We start from the raw sequence: 18,382 nt of genomic DNA on the forward strand, positions 1-18,382 counted from the left end.
GGTCAGGCCGGTTCGCGGGTCAGGATCAGCGAGGCGTTCTGGCCGCCGAAGCCGAACGAGTTCGACATCACCGCGGTGACGCGAGCATCGCGCGCCTTGTTGCCGACGACGTTGAACAGGATCGTGGGATCCGGATTGTCGTAGTTGATCGTCGGCGGGATGCGCTGATGCTCGAGCGTGAGCAGCGAGAAGATCGCTTCCACCGCGCCGGCAGCCGAGATGGTGTGGCCGACCATCGACTTGTTGGAGGTGACCGGAATCTTCTGCGCGAGCTCGCCGAACACGGCTGACGTCGTGTTGAATTCCATCTTGTCGTTTTCGGGCGTTGCGGTGCCGTGCGCGTTGATGTGGTCGATCTGGTCCGGCGTCATGCCGGCATCGGCCAGCGTCTTGTTCATGCAGCCGATGATCGGTTTCCCATCGGGCGAGGAGCGGGTGCGGTGGAAGGAATCGGTGAGCTCGCCGCAGCCGGCGATGACGCCGAGGATTTTTGCGCCGCGCGCGGTCGCCGCCTCGTAGCTTTCCAGCACAAGCGCGCCGGCGCCTTCGGCCATGACGAAGCCGTCGCGGTTCTTGGAGAAGGGGCGGGAGGCCGCTTGCGGCGGATCGTTCTGGGTCGACAGCGCCGAGAGCAGCGAGAAGCGCACCAGCGCTTCCGGATTCACCGTACCGTCAGTCGCCACGCAAAGCGCGGCGTCGGTTTCGCCGCGGCGGATCGCCTCGACGCCGAGCTGGATCGAGGTCGCGCCCGAAGCGCAGGCCGTCGACAGCGAGATCGGCGAACCCTTGGTGCCAAAAGCCTCGGCGAGGTGGGCGGCCACTGAGCCGAACATGAATCGATGATGATAGGCGGTGTACTTGCCGCCGCCGGAGATGCGCAGCAAATCGTCATAATTGAAGTCGGGCTTGCCGACGGCGCGGCCGAGCTCGCGGCGCTGCGGCCATTCGACCTCGACCGGCGCGACCGCCAGGAAGAGCGGGCCTGGGAAGTCACCCTTGGCGCCGATGCCGGCCTGGTCGAGCGCTTCCTGCGTGACCTGCTCGGCCATCCGCTCGGACAAGCCGGTGGAGGAGAACGGATCGACGCTGACGAAATCGACTGTGCCGGCCATCGTGGTCTTCAGGCCATCGACCGGAAAGCGTGTGATGGTGCGGATGCCGGATTCGCCGGCGACGAGCTTTGACCAATTGTCGGCCTTGCCGGCGCCGAGCGAGGTCATGATGCCCATGCCGGTGACGACGACGACGGGACGTCCGAGTTTGTCGCGTGGTGCAGTCATTTGTCCCCCCGCTTGAGCTAACCAACTGCCTCGACCAGCGCCATGCCTTCGCCGCGCCAGTGTCCGGCTCCCACCACCACAATCTGGGTGGGTGCTCCCTGCATTTCAATCTCGGTCCCGGTGGAATCGTTCGGCGGGAACAGCGCGCCGCGAGAGATCGCCAGCGCGGCGAGTGCAATCCCGAGCGGGAATTGCGTCTCCATGGTGTGGCCGAACATCGTGCCGGTGGCACGCACGGGCAAGTCGGCGTGGCTCTTCAGGAAGCCGCGCTCTTCGGACGTCGCGGGCTCCGCGCCGGTCGCGCCCGAGATGATCGCGCCCTTGCCCTCGCGCTTCGGCAGCTTCGCCCAGAGCTTCTCCAGCGTCGCGGCCATGTCGCCCGGCTGCTTGCGCCTGGCGAGATCGGCAACCACGCTCGAAAGCTTTGCGAACGGCTTTGCGCCGCGCGCCTCGGCATGGGCCTTCGATTCCAGCACCAGGAACGCGCCGGCTGAGCCGAGCGCGAAGCCGGCGTGATCCTCGCGCGCCCACACGGGAGCGAACTTGTCCTTCAGGTTGAAGTCGCCGAATTCGTAGAGGACCATGAGGTCCTTGCGCTCGCCATTGTGCGAGCCGCCGACCAGCGCAATGTCGCTCTCGCCCGAAGCGATCCGCGCCAGCGCGATGCGCGCGGCATCGGCGCCTGCAACCTCTTCGCCCATGAAGGTACGTGAGGTGCCGCCGAGGCCGTGCACGATGGCGATGTTGCCGGCGAGGAGATTCGAGAGCTGGGCCAGGAACAGCGTCGGCCGCAAATCGCTCATCAGCCGCTCGTTGAGGAAGCCGGGCGCATTTGCGCCCTTGGCCTCGGCCGTGAGCACGCCGGTGTCGACGTTGAGATCGCGCTCGCCGCCGCCGGCGGCGACCACCATGTCGATCTTCGACAGAATATCCTTGTTGCCCTTGATCCCTGCGGAATCCAGCGCAAGGCCCGCGGCATAGACGCCGATGCGCTGCCAGGCTTCCATCTGGCGCTGGTCGCCCTTCTTCGGGATCTGGCCGTCGAAGCTGACCGGCAGCAGCGGATGCACGATGAAGGGCGCAAAACCGTTCTCGTCGATATTAGTGCGCTTCTCCTGGAGCGCGGCCCAGTTGGCGTCGAGCCCCTCGCCGAGCGAGGTAGCGAGCCCAATGCCGGTGATCCAGACTTCCGTCTGGCCCGGCTTCGAAGTGGGAGTGTCGGTCATGGCGATACAGCCTGTTGCGGAAAGCCGACGCGCTTGGCGATCGCGTCCATGTGCAAGCGCATATCCGCATTGGGGAAGGGGATCAGCGTGAAGGTGAGCGTCGAGTTCGCGCGCAGCTTGCCGCCGACCCGGATCTTGGCTTCGGTCATGGCGTAGCCCGAGCCCTCATGGGCAAGCGTTGCCTCGATGCTCATGAGATCGCCGGGGAACACCGAGCCGCGGACCTTGGCTTCCTTCACGGCGGCGAGGATCGGCATGCGCTCGAACTTCAGCACGCCAAGCAGGAGCCAGCCCGAGGCCTGCGCCATCGATTCGATCAGGAGCACGCCGGGCATCAGCGGATAGCCCGGAAAGTGCCCCTCGAAGATGGTGCTCTCCTTCGGGACCAGCGCCTCGACGACGATCTTCTTCTCGCCGACGTTGAGGTCGACGATGCGATCGATCATGTGGAAGTATTCGAGTTGCATGGCCGCGCGATTAGGCGCTCGCGCCCTTCGCCGCAACCAGTTCGTCGATGCGAGCGCACAGATTCTTCAGCACGAAATATTGCTCGGTGGTCGCCTTGCCGTCGTTGACCTCCTGGGTCCACTTTTCCAGCGGTAGCTTGATGCCGAACTGCTTGTCGATCGCGAACGCGATGTCCAGGAAATCGAGGCTGTCGATGCCGAGGTCATCGATGGCATGGCTATCCGGCGTGATCGTGTCGCGCGGGATGTCGCAGGTTTCAGCGATGATCGTAGCGACCTGATCGAATGTAGAGGACATCACTAAGCCTTTGATATATTGCTGATATTTGTCAGATGTCCAGAGTGGAACGGTGGGTGGGCATCGCGCCCCGAGTGACGCCCTCAAACCCCCCTCTGGCCGGGTCGAAAGCCCGTATATCGGAGCGCCGCCCCGAGTTCAATGGAGCCGGGCGGGGCCGGGGGCAACCTGGGGATGCCTGTCATCGGGGGCCGAGGCGGATCATCCGACGGGGATGGCCTAGATATGTGGCGTCGTGATCTTGACGCAGTCGCGCCGGCCCATCAGCACGCAATCCTGGGTTCGGCGCAGGTCGGCAATGCTGACTGCGAGCCAGATTCCGATCGCGGTGAGCGCGATTGTGAAGGCGAGCGCCGCAATGTTGGCGAGCATGCGATGGCGGTAATTGTCCGGCTCCGTGCGGGGCTGCTCGTAGCGCGACAGGTCCAGCGGCTCGGATGTTGCGTGCAGCGGCTGCACCGTTCCACTGCCCCGCTGGACCGATGGGGAGGACGCGGTGCGGGGCCTGAACTGGAGCACGCGGTGCTCGCCGTCCGAGGTTATGGGCCGCTGGGTTTTCATGGCGCGGGGATCATTCCGAAGCAGCGGCTTTTAGATAGCACACGTGACATTGGCGTTGCAGAAAATCTTCTCAACGCGCACGTGCATTGCGCATTCGCACTATCTTGCAGGTGATGCTTGCCAGCGCATCACGGAACTGGATGTCATTTCCGGTGCCAGGAGCGGTTTGCGTCGCAACAACGGTCCCCTGAACATCGGCTCGAATCTCTTTCCGCAGGTCGCACGGATTTTGTCGCCGCCGGGGCCATGGCATAATCCGCTGAAGCTTGGCCGCCAGTTGCAACCACATGAGGAGCCCTTCGACCATGACCAATACGCGCGAGCCGAGAGTCCATCCGGTGCCGATCCTGTCGCTCCGGCCGACGCAGATGACGGTCGGCATGCGCGAGGTGAAGGAGAAGCGCAAGCGCTGGCGCGAGCACGGCAAGAACAAGCAGGCCGAGCTGCTCGGCACCCACATGATCCCGGTCGTGCACGGGCCGGACCTGCGCTATTACGTGATCGACCATCATCATCTTGGCCGCGCGCTGCACGACGAGGACATCAAGGAGGTGCTGGTGACCGTGGTCGGCGACCTCAGGATGGTCGAGCGCGAGGCATTCTGGGGCGTGATGGACAACAAGCGCTGGGTCTATCCTTACGACGCCAAGGGCGAGCGGCGGCCGTTCCGCGACCTGCCGAAATCGGTCGTCGATCTCAAGGATGATCCGTTCCGCAGCCTCGCCGGCGAGCTCCGCCGCATGGGCGGCTTCGCCAAGGACACCACGCCGTTCTCCGAATTCCTGTGGGCCGACTATCTGCGCCGCAAGCTGCTGCGCAAGGCGGTCGACGCCAATTTCGACAAGGCGCTGGAGAAGGCGATGTCCGCAGCCAAGAGCAAGGATGCGATCTATCTGCCCGGCTGGTGCGGACCGGCGGAGGAGGATTAAGCAATCGAGTCGACCAGCGTGCAGCAACGGGAGAGTGCGGGCGATCGCATAGGCTGCGAGCGCACGTCCGGCTTCAGGCTGCCATCTCTCGATCGATTTTCCGCAACCGCACGAAGGCGGCCCAGGCCCGCGGATATTCCTTGTCCGCGGGATCGATCGTAAGCAGCGCGCGGCATGCTTCCTTGATCTCTTCCGGCGAAGGACGCTTCGTGGGAATCCCGGATGATTTCGACTGCTCCCAGCGGGCCTCGATATCCTTCGCGAAAGCCAGGGCCTCAGCGGCTGTCCGCTTCGGCGTTGATTTCGTCACGGAGTGTCCCGAGGGGAACGCCGGCCACGCGGCCGGCGGCTGATCGGCACGCCAGGTGAGTTCGCTTTCCCGTGTAGCCTCTACCCTCGAACTTGAATGCTGCCCTGCCGGGGCCGATCCTGCCCCGGTCGAACCTGACAGGACTGCCGATCCCGCCGCGACTGCCGATCCTGGCGCGACTGCTGCTGTTTGTCCGGCCAATTGGCCAAGCTGTTGCTCCATTGTCCCACCGCTGGATTTCGGGATGATCTTTTCGACGGTCTTGATCACCGACAGCGCGCCGGGCGATACCAGCGTCTGTTGCTCGGCAATCTTGCCGCCGGCCGCGGTTGGGCAGGGCTTGTATGTGGAGTGTTGCAACGTAATCCGGCCGTCGTCGTCGACACGGGGCAAATCGATCGCGACAGTATAAACGAACGCGGCATCAGCATATTGGCCCCCGCTTTTCATGGCTTTCACGGAGCCGCACACGTATGTCGCCTTGTCTGCTTCGACCGTTCGCAGGCCGTTGAAGTGGGCTGAATGCGGCTCGACGAGTATACGAGAGACAGCGGCCCGCGCTTTGCGATGCTCCGATTGAAACATGCTCCATATTTCATCGGGATTGATGGCATCGGGCTGGTAGTTCCATACATATCCAACCGCGAAGAATGCTGCGCCGATGCAAGCCGCCATAGCGAGTGCTCGAACGTTCATAAGACGGCTTCCCTCTGCAGGCACGACTCATCCGCGTCTCCGTTGACGGAAACTGTGCAAGTTGTGCCGAAGTATTTGTGCTAGTTGGGGGTGAGTCTCTTAATAAAACGTGTGCGATTGCAAAAACGTCGAGTTCCCGTCAAGCGGGAACCCGTCCGCTGCGTTGCCGGTGACGCGTTGCTTTCGCGTTCGAGACACAAAGCGGTCGATCATTTCTTCGGCAGGCGTCCCATCAGATAGAACTCGTCGTTTGGCCGCATGCCGGTGAAATTCGCCAGGCGGTTCGACAACGCGAAGAAGGCTGAGATCGCGGCGATGTCCCAGATGTCGTCGTCACTGAAGCCGTACGGCGCGAGCGCTGCAAAATCATCCTCGGAAATTCGCTGCGCATCCGTCGAGACCTTCATCGCGAAGTCGAGCATCGCCTTCTGCCGCAGCGTGATGTCGGCCTTGCGGTAGTTCACCGCGACCTGGTCGGCAATCAGCGCGTTCTTGGCGCGGATGCGCAGGATTGCACCATGCGCGATCACGCAATACTGACACTGATTGGCCGCCGAGGTCGCCACCACGATCATCTCGCGCTCGGCCTTGGTGAGGCCGCCGTCCTTCTCCATCAGCGCATCGTGATAGGCGAAGAACGCGCGGAACTCGTCGGGGCGGTAGGCCAGCGTGAGAAATACGTTCGGCACGAAGCCGCTCTTTTCCTGCACGGCAAGGAGCCGCGTGCGGATATCGTCGGGCAGCGTGTCGAGCGCGGGAGCGGGAAAGCGTTGCGTGGCGGGCTTTGTCATTGGCTTGTTTTCCGGATCGGGGGCGGCAAACATAGTCCATGCGGGCGGCCGCCTCAACGTGCCACGCGTTCACTGTCATCGCCCGATTCAATCGGGCGATCCAGTATCCCAGAGACGGTGATGGAATACGGAGGGGCTGCGGCGTACTGGATGTCCCGCCTTCGCGGGGCATGACAGCGGAATATGTGGAGGCGATGGTCCGCGCTTACCGCAGTGGCTTTTTCAGCAGCGAGAAGCGATCCGGGTCGAGGCCCATCGAGGGCTGCAGCATCGGGGCCTCCGCCGTGGCGAGCGTCTTGGCGGGCGGCTGGGAAAAAACCGGATCGTTCGGCACGTCGCGCTGCGAGGTGGCGCCGCGCCAGCGCTCGAGCACGGCGCCGACGAAATGCATGTCGTGACCGGAGGTGACGGACGGTACGCTGCTGATGGTGGCTTCGCCACGCGGCAATTGATGCGGCGGCACTTCCTTGAATCGCAGCCGGGTCGGCAACGCGACGCCTTCGCCGAACGCTAGCACCTCGCGGGTGCCGAGCGAGGGCACGAACGAGAGCAGGTTCGCGGCCGCATCCGACACCGCGGCGCGGAGCAACGCCTGGTCGCGTTCGTTGGCAAGACGCATCGTGAATAGCGTGTTGCACTGGGAGATGATGGTGGCGTCGAGTTCGGCGGGACGCTGGGTGATGAGGCCGAGATAGACGCCGTATTTGCGGCCTTCCTTGGCGATCCGCGATACCGCCTTGCGGGTCGGCCCGAAGCCGACATTGCGGTCGGCGGATGCGTAGCGGTGCGCCTCCTCGCAGACGAACAGCATCGGCGAAACGCCGTCGCTCCACAGGCCGAAATCGAACGCCATGCGGCACAGCACCGAGACGACGGAATCGATGACTTCAGCCGGGAAGCCGGCGAGCTGCATCACCGTCATCGGCTTGCCGTTGGCGGGCAGGCGGAACAGATGGCTGATCACCTCGGCCATGGTATCGCCGCCGACATTGGCGTTGTCGAACATGAAGGCGTAGCGCGGGTCGTTGCGCACCGCTTCGATGCGCGAGATCAGCTTGTGATAGATGATGCGCGAGGAGCGGTTTTCCAGCTTGCCCATGCGCTCGTCGATCAGCGAAATCAAATCCACCAGGCGGTACGGCACCGGCGTGTCGACGGTGAAGCCGATCTGCTTGGGATCGATTCGCTTCAGGCCGAGGCGGTCGGCGTTCTGGTACTGGGTGTAGATGCCCTTGGCGATCGGGATCACCTCGGCGAGGACGTCGAGCTCCTCGGGCACGCCGGCGCGGCCACCGAACAGCACGTCGACGATTTCCTCGAAATTGAACAGCCAGAACGGCAGCTTGAGGTTTCGCGGGTTGAGCACCAGCGCGCGGTCGCCGAAGCAGCGGCCATATTCGTTGTGGACGTCGAGCAGGAAGATGCGCAGGTTCGGGCGCGCCTTGAGGATCTCGTTGAGCAGCAGCGACACGCCGGTCGATTTGCCGACGCCGGTCGATCCCAGCACCGCAAAGTGCTTGGACAGCATTTCCTCGATATCGACATAGGCGACGACGGAGCGGTCCTGCTGGAGGAAGCCGACATTGATCTGGTCCGATCCCGTCGGCGCGTAGATCGTACGCAGCTCCTGGCTCGTGATCAGGTCGACGGCATCGCCGATGGTCGGATAGTTGGTGACGCCGCGCTGGAATTTGGCCTTGTCGGCGGCGTTGAGAATTTCGCCGAGCAGATCGACGGACGCGATCGCGATCAAATTGTCGGTGTTCGAGAGGTTCTCGCAGGACACCTCGGTGATCATGGCGACGATGACCGAGCTGGCGCAGCGGATGCTGACGAAACGGCCGACGGTCGCCCGAACCTCCGAGACCGGCATTTGGCTTGCGGCCAAAAGCCCGACCCGGGCGAGCGATCCGCGAACCGAAATCACGCGTCCAAAGGATGTCACGATGAATGAACCTGGCGAGAGCGAGGAGTTTGTCCCCGACTATGAGAGCCCGGGCTGCACAAACGGTTAAACGGCAGGCGCGCGCGCTTTGTTAAATCTGCGACAATTCGGCGGGTAGGTTTGTTCCTAATGCATACTTGTTGGCGGAATCAGCCGGAAAACGCTGCTTTTCTAGGCCGATGGGCCCAAAAGGCTTAAGGAAGATTTTACCGTCCGAGCAGTCGACCGAGGGCCGCTGGCTCGAGGACGACGCGGCCCGATGATGCGGAGGGACAGGGGCAGGGGGTTGATTTGTTGACGGGACCTAATCATTTGTACATTGGTACAAATGAAGCCGTCAGCGCCGCCCGGTCGCGGCGATCGTCATTGCGCCCCGCGCCCGATCGCGCGATCCGATGGAAAGATCGCGGCTACGCCTTGGAGGAACCCCATGCAGCCCGAACCGATCCTCGATCTCGCTCATCTCGGCCATATGGAGCTGCTGACGCCGAAGCCGGACGAGAGCCTGAGATTCTTCGTCGACGTCATGGGCATGACCGTCAGCGGGCAAAAAGGCGAGTCGGTCTATCTGCGCGGCTGGGACGATTACGAGCGCTATTCACTCAAGCTCACCGCGTCAAAAACCTCCGGCATGGAACACATGGCGCTGCGCGCGCGCAGCCAGCAGGCGCTTGAGCGCCGCGTCGCTGCGCTCCAGGGTTCCGGCTTCGACATCGGCTGGACCGACGGCGACATGGGGCAGGGGCCGACCTTCCGCTGCCGCGATCCCGACGGCCACATCGTCGAGCTCTATTATGAGACCGAATGGTATCAGGCGCCGCCCGAGCTAAAACCTGCGCTGAAGAACCAGGCCCAGCGTTTTCCCGCGCGCGGCGTCAACGTCCGTCGCCTCGATCATCTCAATTGCCTCGCCGCCGACATCAAGGCCAACCGCGAATTCTTCGAGAACTATCTCGGCTGCCGCCTGACCGAGCAGATCGTGCTCAATGACGGCCGCGAAGCCGCGATGTGGCTGACGATGTCGAACAAGAGCTACGACTTCGCCTATTCACTGGACCATTCCGGCGTGCCGGGCCGCTTTCACCACGTCACCTACGCGCTCGACAGCCGCGAGGAGATTCTTCGCGCTGCCGACATCTTTCTCGAGAACGGCGTCCATATCGAGACCGGCCCGCACAAGCACGCAATCCAGCAGACCTTCTTCCTCTACGTCTACGAGCCCGGCGGCAACCGCGTTGAAGTCGCCAATGCCGGTGCGCGGCTGATCCTCGCGCCGGACTGGAGGCCGATCGTCTGGACGGAAGAGGAGCGCAAGAAGGGCCAGGCGTGGGGATTGAAGACGATCGAGTCCTTCCACACCCACGGCACGCCGCCGGTGGAGGTCAAGAAACATTCCTAATGCGCTGAAGCGCGTAGGCGGGCGATCATTTCGCTCACGCCGCTCCACGCCGGCTTGTCCGGCGCGAACTGCTTGCGCAGGAAGGTGACGAGCTCTTCGACCTGCGCGTCGCTCATGCTGTCCTTGAACGCGGGCATGTAGCCGAGATCGCTCGAGGCCGGCTCGGTGACGCCGTGCAGGATGACCTGCACGAGGTTGTCGGGTGTTCTGCTGTGCAGATTGCTGTTGAGCGCGAGCGAGGGCCGGCTGCCGAACAGCGGCAGGCCGCCGACCTCGTGGCAGACCGCGCAGGCGCCCTGATAGAGCCGTGCGCCGGCGGAGGCGACGGTGACTTGCGTCGCGCCTTCGAGCTTCGCGGCGAGCGCATCCTGTGCTTGTCGATCAGTCGCGGCGTCGTTGAACGAGTTGAGATAGACCGCCATCGCCCGGATATCCTGATCGGGCAGGGCCGCGAGATCCCTGATGATCGGTGCCATCGGGCCGGCTGCGACGCCGTGATAGCGCGAGTGGCCGGTGCGCAAATACGCGAAAAGCTCGTCCTCGCTCCAGGCGATCGGCGCCTGCGAGAGCGAAGTCAGTGGCGGCCCTTCCCAGCCCTCGGCAAAGCCGCCGGCGAGATAGGTCTCGCGCTGCTCGGCGCCGAGCGCGTTGCGCGGCGAATGGCAAGCGCTGCAATGGCCGAGACCCTCGACGAGATACGCGCCGCGATTCCAAAGTTCGGATTTTGCGGGATCAGGCTTGAACTCGCGTGTCTGATGAAACAGCGCATTCCATCCCGCGAGCAGCGGACGCAGATTGAACGGGAAGGCGAGCGTATTCGCTGGCACTGTCGCGCGCACCGCCGGCTGTGCGACCAAATAGGCGTAGAGCGCTTGAAGGTCGGCCTCGCTCGTCTTCGAAAAATGCGTGTAGGGAAAGGCGGGATAGAGCTGGCGTCCGTCGCGGTGGAGCCCATCCCGCATCGCGCGCTCGAAGGCGGGATAGGACCAGGCGCCGATGCCGGTCTCGATGTCGGGCGTGATGTTGGTCGAGTAGATCGTACCGAACGGCGTCTCTAGCGCGCGGCCGCCGGCGTTGAGCGCGCCGCCGATCGTGCTGTGACACTCCGCGCAATTGCCGAGCGCCGCCAGTTGCTGGCCGCGCGCGATCGTTGCGGCAGAATAGACGGATGCATCGGGCCGCGCGATCGGCGCAATCGCGCGCCCAGGCAGCAGCGCTGCGCCGATGCCGATCGCGGCGGTGCAGACTGCCGCAATCGTCGCGAAGATGCCGGTGTGTTTCGCGAAAGGATTTTGCCAGATGCGAGACTGCGGCGGCGCGGCCGGAGCGGACAGAGCCTGCGGCGCAGCCGGGGCATCGCCGTGGAGCCCTCTCAGGATGCGCTCCGGCGTGAACGGCGGCTCGCGAAAGCGCACGCCGGTGGCATCGAAGATGGCATTGGCGATCGCCGCTGCGCTTGGCACCGACGCGGACTCGCCGACGCCGAGCGGCGGCTGGTCCGGCCGCGGCAGCAATAGGACGTCGATCTTCGGCACATCGGGGAAGGGGATGATCGGATAGGCGCCCCATTCGCGCGCGGCCACCGCGCCGCGCTCGAAGGAGACCTCTTCCATTAGCGCGCGGCTGGTGGATTGGATGACGTTGCCGTGGATCTGGTGGCGGACCCCGTCCGGATTGATCATCAACCCGGAATCCTGCCCCGCGACGACGCGCGTCACGCTGACATCGCCGGTGGTCTTGTTCACGGCGACGTCGGCGACCCAGGCCGACCACGCCGCGCCATAGCCCGGAAAGTTGCTGTGGACGTAGAGCGCGTAAGCAAAGCCGCGCCCGTGCGCGACCTCGCCGTCCTGCTCCTGCCGCACCGGCCGTGGCGTCCAGCCCGCGCGCTCGGCCACGGCATTGACGAGATCGACAGCGCGCTGGTCTTTCAGATAACGCAGGCGGTATTCGATCGGATCGACGCCGGCCTCGGTCGCGAGCTCGTCGATATAGGATTCATGTGCAAACGTGTTCGGCAGTGCCGAGACGCCGCGAAACCAGGAGGCGCGGACGATCGGCGCCATGTCATGCGCGACGACGCGCATGTGGTCGTAGTCGTAAGGCGGGATCGCGGTGCGGTCGCCCATCTCGAGCACTGCGGGCTCGGGCGAAATACGGCCGGTGAGCATAAGCGCCAGCGTCGGCGCGGCGTTCGAGGGATAGCGCGTGGCGAGATCATAGCCCGCGATGCCGCCATCCGCGTTCAACCCGCCATTAACGTCGATGAGCTGCGCGGTGCCCTTGGGCTCCCAGGCGTGCTCCTGCTCGCGCGTCAACTGTACGCGCACGGGCCGGCCGACCGCACGCGACAACAGCAACGCGTCCGCCGTGACGTCATCGGCGCAGTTGCGGCCATAGCAGCCGGCGGCTTCCAGGCGGATCACCTCGATCTCGTTCTCCGGCCGCTCGATCAGCAGCGCAAGGTCGCCGCGCAGCACGTGCGGGTTCTGCGTGCCCGACCAGACCCGGATGTTGCCGTCCTGGAAATCGGCCACCGCGCAGGAGGGGCCGATCGAGGCGTGCATCTGGTATGGCCAGACATAGGTGCGCGGCATCGGCTTGGCGGCGCCGGCGATTGCCGCGTCGATGTCGCCCTTGTCGATCAGCGTGCGCGGTGTCGATGGATTGGCGCGCAGCGCCGTCTCGACATCGGCGAGATCGGGCAGGGTGGGCGTCGGCTTCCAGCTCACCGCGAGCTGCGCCGCCGCTCGAATCGCATTCTCCTCGCGCTCGGCAACCACGCCGACGAAGTCACCGATGCGCACGACGGCAATGATCCCGGGGATATCGCGCACCGAGGATTCGTCGACCGCGATCAGGCTGGTGCCGACGAACGGTCCGGCATCGACACCGGCATAGGGTGGACGCACGACGCGGCCGTGCAGCATGCCGGGCACGCGGATATCGTGCACGAACGTCAGTTCGCCCGTGGCCTTCGCGGGCAAGTCAACGCGCGGGACAGATTGGCCTACGATGGCGTAATCGCCGACGGGCTTGAGGGCGACGTCGTCGGCAAGCTCGAGGCGGATGGTCTCGCCGCCGATCAATTCGCCATAGCTGACGCTGCGATTGTGCCCGCGGACGAGGCCGTCCTCGATACCGAGATCGGCAGCCGGCAGCTCCAGCCGCTCGGCGGCGCGCGCGATCAGGAAGTGCCGTGCCTGCGCGGCGGCCTTGCGCAGGGGAATCGCGGTGATCTGGATGGTTTCGCTGGCGATCGTCGCGCCCTGGTTCGGCACAACGGCGGTATCGCCGAGCACCACGACGACGCGCGCAAAGGAGACGTCGAGTTCTTCGGCCACGATCTGGCCGAGCGCTGTGCGGATCCCGGTGCCGAGATCGACATGGCCGTTATAGGCGGTGACCGAACCATCCGCGGTGATCCGGACGAAAGTCTCGGATGCGCCCTCCGCCAGCGTGCGGACGACGACGAGCGACCCCGATTGCCGCTCAGCTCCGTTCGAAAGAGGGGAGGCCATCAATTACCGGCCTCGGCGAGCTGGCCGGACGCGCGCATCACCGCGCGGAGGATTTCGACATGCGTGCCGCAGCGGCAGAGATTGTAGCGCAGCGCCGCCATCGCCTCCTGCTCGGTCGGTTGCGGATTGATCGCGAGCAGTGCCTTGGTGGTCATGATCATGCCGTTGAGACAATAGCCGCATTGCGCCGCCTGCTCGTCGATGAAGGCTTGTTGCACGGGATCAGGCTTGTCGCGCGTGCCGAGTCCTTCGAGCGTCACGATGTCACGCCCTGCGCAGCCGCTGACCGGGACGACGCAAGAGCGAGCGGCGCTGCCGTCGATCAGGACAGTACAGGTGCCGCATTCGCCAAGACCGCAGCCGTATTTTGGGCCGTTGAGTTGCAGATCGTTGCGCAGCACATAGAGCAGCGGCGTCTGCGGCGCCGCGGTGACGTCGTAGATCCCGCCGTTCACAGTGAGGCGGATCGGTGTCTGCGTCATCCTCGTTCCCAAGCCCGCGACGACATGGTCGCAAAAATTGTACGTCGCGACGATACCGTTTGTACACAAACGTGCAAGTCGGCATGCCGCAGTGCAGCGCGATTGCCCGCTTTGTGGACAGGGGCGGAAGGCAAATGAGGTTTTATTCGGCAGCCGCGTCTTTTCGCGCGCACCGCCGCTTGACAGCTATCGGGAGCGCGCGCAACATCGTTCGTATACGAATGATAACCCGTCGTGATCCGCATGGCTGTGACATGGTGACTGAAACGACGAGCGCCGCCACCGACAAGATCCGCTGCGATGCCTGTCCGGTGATGTGCTACATCAAGCCGGGCGCGGCGGGTGCCTGCGACCGCTATGCCAACCATGACGGCAAGCTCGTCCGCGTCGATCCGCACATCATCCTCGAACGCACGGTGTCCCAGGGCGGCAAGCTGGTGCCGTTCAGCCGCACGGAAGATTGGGACGGCAAGATCGTCCATGAGCCCTCGACCTTTGTGACCGCGATCGGCGCGGGTACCACCTATCCCGACTACAAGCCGGCGCCGTTCATCGTCTCCGCGGAAGTCGACGGCGTCGACATGGTGACGGTGGTCACCGAGGGCATCTTCTCGTATTGCGGCATCAAGGTGAAGATTGACACCGACCGCTATCTCGGCCCGGAGACCGCGACCGTTCGTGCGCAAGGCGAGGCGGTCGGCCACGTCACGACCAGCGAGTACGGCTCGCAGATGCTGTCGCTCGGCGGCGTGCATCATCTGACCGGCGGCTCCAAGAAGGAGGGCCGCGCCACCTGCGACGCGCTGATGGATCTTGCCAACTGCAAGGCGGTCGAGCTCACCGTCGACGGCGGCGCAACGGTGGTGGTGCAGGCAGGCCAGCCGCCGATCGTCAACGGCGTCAAGGAAGAGCGCATGCGCGTGGGCTGCGGCTCGGCGACGATCGGCATGTTCGCGAAACAATGGCACGGCAAGGTCGATGAGGTAGTCGTGGTCGACGACCATATCACCGGCGTGCTCAGCGAGCATCAGGCCGGCAAGCTGCTCGACATCGCCGACACCGGCATCAAGATGAAGGGCCGGCGCTCGACGCCCGGCCGCTATTTCCAGGTCGCCGATCCCGGCACGGGGTGGGGCGGCACCAACATTTCCGATCCGCTGGCGATCCTCGGGCCGTTCGATGCGAAGGAAGCCAAGGCCGGTCTGACCATGCTGATGGTCTCCACGACCGGCGAGCATTCGTCCTATTATGTACTCGATGAGGGCTTGAAGCCGGTCGAGACGGAGATGCCGGCTGACCTGAAGTTTTCGGTCAAGCGCATCCAGGAGAATTGCGAGCCGGCGCTGTGCACGGTGCTGTTCATGGCCGGTGCCGGCGGCTCGCTGCGGGCGGGCGTCACCGACAATCCGGTGCGGCTGACGCGCTCGGTGAAGGATGCGTTGACTCGTGTCACCAGCGGCGGCGCGCCGGTCTATGTCTGGCCGGGCGGCGGCATCACCTACATGGTCGACGTGACGCAGATGCCGGCCGGCGCGTTCGGCTACGTGCCGACACCCGCGCTGGTCGCGCCGATCGAATTCACGATGAAGCTGACCGACTACGCCGCGCTCGGCGGGCATATGGATTACGTGAAACCGCTCTCCGAGGTGAAGGGCGGCGATGATGTCCGCCAGTTGCCCTGGCAGAACCCGATTCCGGGCCGCCGGGCATGACAAGGCTCCCGCAAATCGCACTGCTGTCTGATGGCCGGCGGCTGCATTTGCAGGATGGTCCGATTGATCTGATCGTCGAGGCGAGGGCGCGCGCGCATGACGTGCGCACGGCCTATGAGGCTGCCGCACGGCGCTTCACCGGCCTGCTCGATGAGCTCTGCGCGGAGCTGACGGAATTGCGCAAGTCGTCGGAACCCGGGACGTGTTCGCTGAACGGCATTGTCGCACGTCGGATGCATGCCGCCGTCGCGCCCTATGCCGCCGATTGCTTCATCACGCCGATGGCTGCGGTGGCGGGCAGCGTCGCGGAGGAAATTCTGGGCGCAATGCTGAAGGTTGCATCGCTTGATCGGGCTTATGTCAACAATGGCGGCGACATCGCGCTTCATCTAGGCGAGGACGAGCATTTTTCGGTCGGCCTGATGGATCGGCCCGATCGCGATGGCGTGCTGCGGACGATGAAGGTCGAGGCCGATGATCCCGTGCGCGGGGTCGCGACCAGCGGACGCCACGGCCGCAGTTTTTCGCTTGGGATTGCCGACGCTGTGACGGTGTTCGCGGCGACCGCATCACAGGCCGACGCCGCCGCGACGGTCATCGCCAATGCCGTCGATCTGCCCGGGCATCCCGCCATCATCCGGCGGCCAGCCAATGAGCTTCAGCCCGACAGCGATCTCGGCGCGCGCCTCGTCACCCGCGATGTCGGTGAATTGTCGCGGGCCGAAATCGCGAGGGCGCTCGAATCTGGCGCGGAATGTGCACGACAATTGTTCGATCGCGGATTGATCGAGGGTGCCGTTTTGCAGCTTTGTGGTGATATGCTTGTCATCGGAGCAAAAGATATTGATCGGCAACGGTCGCGCCCGCCTGTGTTGGAGAACGCGATTCATGCCTGAGCAGGGACCGGAAACATGAGCGCGATCATCCGCAAGATCGTCACCGTCGTCGAAGAGACGCAGATCGAGATGGGTAGGCCCGTGTCGCCGCCGACCCGGCGCGCCGCCGCGATCGCCGTGATCGAAAATCCCTTTGCCGGAAGATATGTCGAGGACCTTTCGCCGCTGATCGCGATCGGCGAGGAACTCGGCGAACTCCTGTCGAAGCGCGCGGTGGCCGCGCTCGGCATCGAGGGGTCGAAAGCGCAGAGCTATGGCAAGGCGGCCGCGGTCGGCGAGAATGGCGAGCTGGAGCACGCGGCTGCAATCCTCCATCCCAAGATGGGCGCGCCGGTGCGGAAAGTTCTGAGCAAGGGCGCGGCGCTGATTCCGTCGTCGAAGAAGCGCAGCGGCCCCGGCACGACGCTCGACATTCCGCTCGGACATAAGGATGCGGCCTTCGTGCGCAGTCATTTCGACGGCATGGAAGTGCAGATCAACGACGCGCCGCGTGCCAACGAGATCATGGTGGCGGTCGCCGTCACCGATAGCGGCCGTCCGCTGGCGCGCGTCGGCGGGCTGACGGTTGCGGAGATCAAGGGCGAGGACGGTCTGAGATAGAGACGGTCTGGAATAGTGAATTCAAAACTGGAGGTTGGGATGCGAGCAAGAAACTATTTTGTGGGCGCGGCGTTCGCGCTTCTGGCCGGCGGCATGACTCATTCGGCCTTGGCGCAGGACATCAAGATCGGCGAGATCAACAGCTATTCGCTGTTGCCGGCTTTCACCGAGCCGTATCGCAAGGGCTGGCAGCTCGCGGTCGAGGAGATCAACGCGGCCGGCGGCATCAACGGCAAGAAGCTTGTCGTCATCTCCAAGGACGACGGCGGCAAGCCGGCCGACGCACAGACCGCGGCCAACGAACTTGTCTCGAGCGAGGGCGTTGCGATGCTCACAGGCACGTTCCTGTCGAACATCGGTCTCGCAGTCAGCGACTTCGCCAACCAGAAGAAGGTGTTTTTCCTCGCAGCCGAGCCGCTGACGGATGCCGTGACCTGGTCGAAGGGCAACAAGTACACCTTCCGCCTGCGTCCCTCCAACTACATGCAGGCGGCGATGCTGGTGGAAGCCGCGAGCAAGCTGCCGGCCAAGCGCTGGGCGACGATCGCGCCGAACTATGAATACGGCCAGTCCGCGGTCGCGGTGTTCAAAAAGCTGATGTCGGAAAAGCGGCCTGACATCCAATGGGTCGACGAGCAGTGGCCGCCGCAGGGCAAGATCGACGCGGGCCCGGTGGTGCAGGCCGTTGCTGCGGCCAATCCGGAGGCGATCCTCAACGTCACCTTCGGCGCCGACCTTGTGAAGCTCGTGCGCGAAGGCAACACCCGCGGCCTGTTCAAGGGGCGTGAGGTTGTCTCCTTCCTGACCGGCGAGCCCGAATACCTCGATCCCCTCAAGGAAGAGACGCCAGAGGGCTGGATCGTCACCGGCTATCCCTGGTACTCGATCAAGACGCCCGAGCACGATGCGTTCCTGAAGGCCTATCAGGCCAAGTACAACGACTATCCGCGTCTGGGCTCGATCGTCGGCTACCAGACGATCAAGTCGGCGGCGGCAATTCTTGCGAAGGCCGGCTCGACCGATCCGGAGAAGCTGATTGCTGCGGCGGAGGGGCTGTCGATGCCGTCGCCGCTCGGCGAAATCACCTTCCGCAAGATCGACCACCAGTCGACGCTCGGCGCCTATGTCGGCAAGACCGCGCTGAAGGACGGCAAGGGCGTAATGGTGGACTCCGCCTACAAGAAGGGCGCGGATTATTTGCCGAGCGACGCCGAAGTCGAGAAGCTGCGTCCGAAGGATTGATGTTCTTTCCTCTCCCTCTCCCCGCAA

The 18,382-nt window shown here is 64.3% G+C and carries 16 protein-coding genes; 6 read left to right on the plus strand and 10 right to left on the minus strand.

The annotated features are described in order from the left end of the window. Positions 1 to 2 precede the first annotated feature (2 nt). The 5 genes from IVB18_RS21160 to IVB18_RS21180 form a co-directional block, all read right to left on the minus strand. Complete coding sequence (locus IVB18_RS21160; RefSeq protein WP_247990895.1) at positions 3 to 1,280, minus strand: beta-ketoacyl-ACP synthase; 1,278 nt, start codon at positions 1,278 to 1,280, stop codon at positions 3 to 5. Positions 1,281 to 1,297: 17 nt separating this feature from the next. Further along, positions 1,298 to 2,506: a beta-ketoacyl-ACP synthase gene (locus IVB18_RS21165; protein ID WP_247990896.1), complete on the minus strand. Its 1,209-nt coding sequence runs from the start codon at positions 2,504 to 2,506 to the stop codon at positions 1,298 to 1,300. Beyond that, on the minus strand, positions 2,503 to 2,973 hold the full coding sequence (locus tag IVB18_RS21170; RefSeq protein ID WP_247990897.1) for a 3-hydroxyacyl-ACP dehydratase FabZ family protein: 471 nt from the start codon (positions 2,971 to 2,973) through the stop codon (positions 2,503 to 2,505). The genes IVB18_RS21165 and IVB18_RS21170 overlap by 4 nt, the downstream gene beginning before the upstream one ends. A gap of 10 nt (positions 2,974 to 2,983) precedes the next feature. Beyond that, the gene (locus tag IVB18_RS21175) at positions 2,984 to 3,271 is read right to left on the minus strand and encodes an acyl carrier protein (protein WP_007592476.1); all 288 of its coding nucleotides are present in this window, start codon (positions 3,269 to 3,271) and stop codon (positions 2,984 to 2,986) included. A 219-nt stretch (positions 3,272 to 3,490) separates the two neighbouring features. Then, complete coding sequence (locus IVB18_RS21180; RefSeq protein WP_247990898.1) at positions 3,491 to 3,832, minus strand: hypothetical protein; 342 nt, start codon at positions 3,830 to 3,832, stop codon at positions 3,491 to 3,493. A 305-nt stretch (positions 3,833 to 4,137) separates the two neighbouring features. Between IVB18_RS21180 and IVB18_RS21185 the strand changes: the two genes are divergently transcribed. Then, positions 4,138 to 4,761, plus strand: a complete 624-nt coding sequence (locus IVB18_RS21185) for a ParB-like protein (RefSeq protein WP_247990899.1) — start codon at positions 4,138 to 4,140, stop codon at positions 4,759 to 4,761. Positions 4,762 to 4,834: 73 nt separating this feature from the next. Here the strand turns inward: IVB18_RS21185 and IVB18_RS21190 are convergent, their stop codons facing one another. The 3 genes from IVB18_RS21190 to IVB18_RS21200 form a co-directional block, all read right to left on the minus strand. Next, the gene (locus IVB18_RS21190) at positions 4,835 to 5,767 is read right to left on the minus strand and encodes a hypothetical protein (protein ID WP_247990900.1); all 933 of its coding nucleotides are present in this window, start codon (positions 5,765 to 5,767) and stop codon (positions 4,835 to 4,837) included. A gap of 209 nt (positions 5,768 to 5,976) precedes the next feature. Continuing rightward, complete coding sequence (locus IVB18_RS21195; protein WP_247990901.1) at positions 5,977 to 6,558, minus strand: peroxidase-related enzyme; 582 nt, start codon at positions 6,556 to 6,558, stop codon at positions 5,977 to 5,979. A gap of 205 nt (positions 6,559 to 6,763) precedes the next feature. Then, positions 6,764 to 8,503, minus strand: a complete 1,740-nt coding sequence (locus IVB18_RS21200) for a DUF87 domain-containing protein (RefSeq protein ID WP_247990902.1) — start codon at positions 8,501 to 8,503, stop codon at positions 6,764 to 6,766. Between the two features lie 430 nt (positions 8,504 to 8,933). On the opposite strand from IVB18_RS21200, the gene IVB18_RS21205 reads away from it, so the two are divergent. Then, positions 8,934 to 9,902 (plus strand): catechol 2,3-dioxygenase, encoded by a 969-nt coding sequence (locus IVB18_RS21205; RefSeq protein ID WP_247990903.1) that lies wholly within the window; start codon positions 8,934 to 8,936, stop codon positions 9,900 to 9,902. Here the strand turns inward: IVB18_RS21205 and IVB18_RS21210 are convergent. Together IVB18_RS21210 and IVB18_RS21215 are read right to left on the minus strand one after the other, a co-directional pair. Further along, the gene (locus tag IVB18_RS21210) at positions 9,899 to 13,423 is read right to left on the minus strand and encodes a molybdopterin cofactor-binding domain-containing protein (RefSeq protein WP_247990904.1); all 3,525 of its coding nucleotides are present in this window, start codon (positions 13,421 to 13,423) and stop codon (positions 9,899 to 9,901) included. The two genes, IVB18_RS21205 and IVB18_RS21210, sit on opposite strands and share 4 nt — an antisense overlap. Next, positions 13,423 to 13,905, minus strand: coding sequence for a (2Fe-2S)-binding protein (locus tag IVB18_RS21215; RefSeq protein WP_247990905.1), 483 nt, complete (start codon positions 13,903 to 13,905; stop codon positions 13,423 to 13,425). Before IVB18_RS21215 ends, IVB18_RS21210 begins: the two co-directional genes overlap by 1 nt. Before the next feature lie 254 nt (positions 13,906 to 14,159). Here IVB18_RS21215 and IVB18_RS21220 point away from each other — a divergent pair, with 254 nt between their 5' ends. From IVB18_RS21220 to IVB18_RS21235, 4 genes are read left to right on the plus strand one after another with little or no spacing between them, the layout of a single operon-like run. Then, a complete protein-coding gene (locus IVB18_RS21220; RefSeq protein WP_247990906.1) occupies positions 14,160 to 15,617 on the plus strand; it encodes a 6-hydroxynicotinate reductase in 1,458 nt (485 codons plus the stop codon). After that, positions 15,614 to 16,513, plus strand: coding sequence for a UPF0280 family protein (locus tag IVB18_RS21225; RefSeq protein ID WP_247990907.1), 900 nt, complete (start codon positions 15,614 to 15,616; stop codon positions 16,511 to 16,513). The genes IVB18_RS21220 and IVB18_RS21225 overlap by 4 nt, the downstream gene beginning before the upstream one ends. Before the next feature lie 15 nt (positions 16,514 to 16,528). Next, positions 16,529 to 17,113, plus strand: coding sequence for an amino acid synthesis family protein (locus IVB18_RS21230; protein WP_247990908.1), 585 nt, complete (start codon positions 16,529 to 16,531; stop codon positions 17,111 to 17,113). 39 nt (positions 17,114 to 17,152) lie between these two features. Beyond that, complete coding sequence (locus IVB18_RS21235; RefSeq protein WP_247990909.1) at positions 17,153 to 18,355, plus strand: ABC transporter substrate-binding protein; 1,203 nt, start codon at positions 17,153 to 17,155, stop codon at positions 18,353 to 18,355. The last annotated feature ends 27 nt before the right edge of the window (positions 18,356 to 18,382 follow it).

Origin of the sequence: Bradyrhizobium sp. 186, assembly GCF_023101685.1 — a bacterium.
In the GTDB taxonomy this organism is placed as follows: Bacteria; Pseudomonadota; Alphaproteobacteria; order Rhizobiales; family Xanthobacteraceae; genus Bradyrhizobium.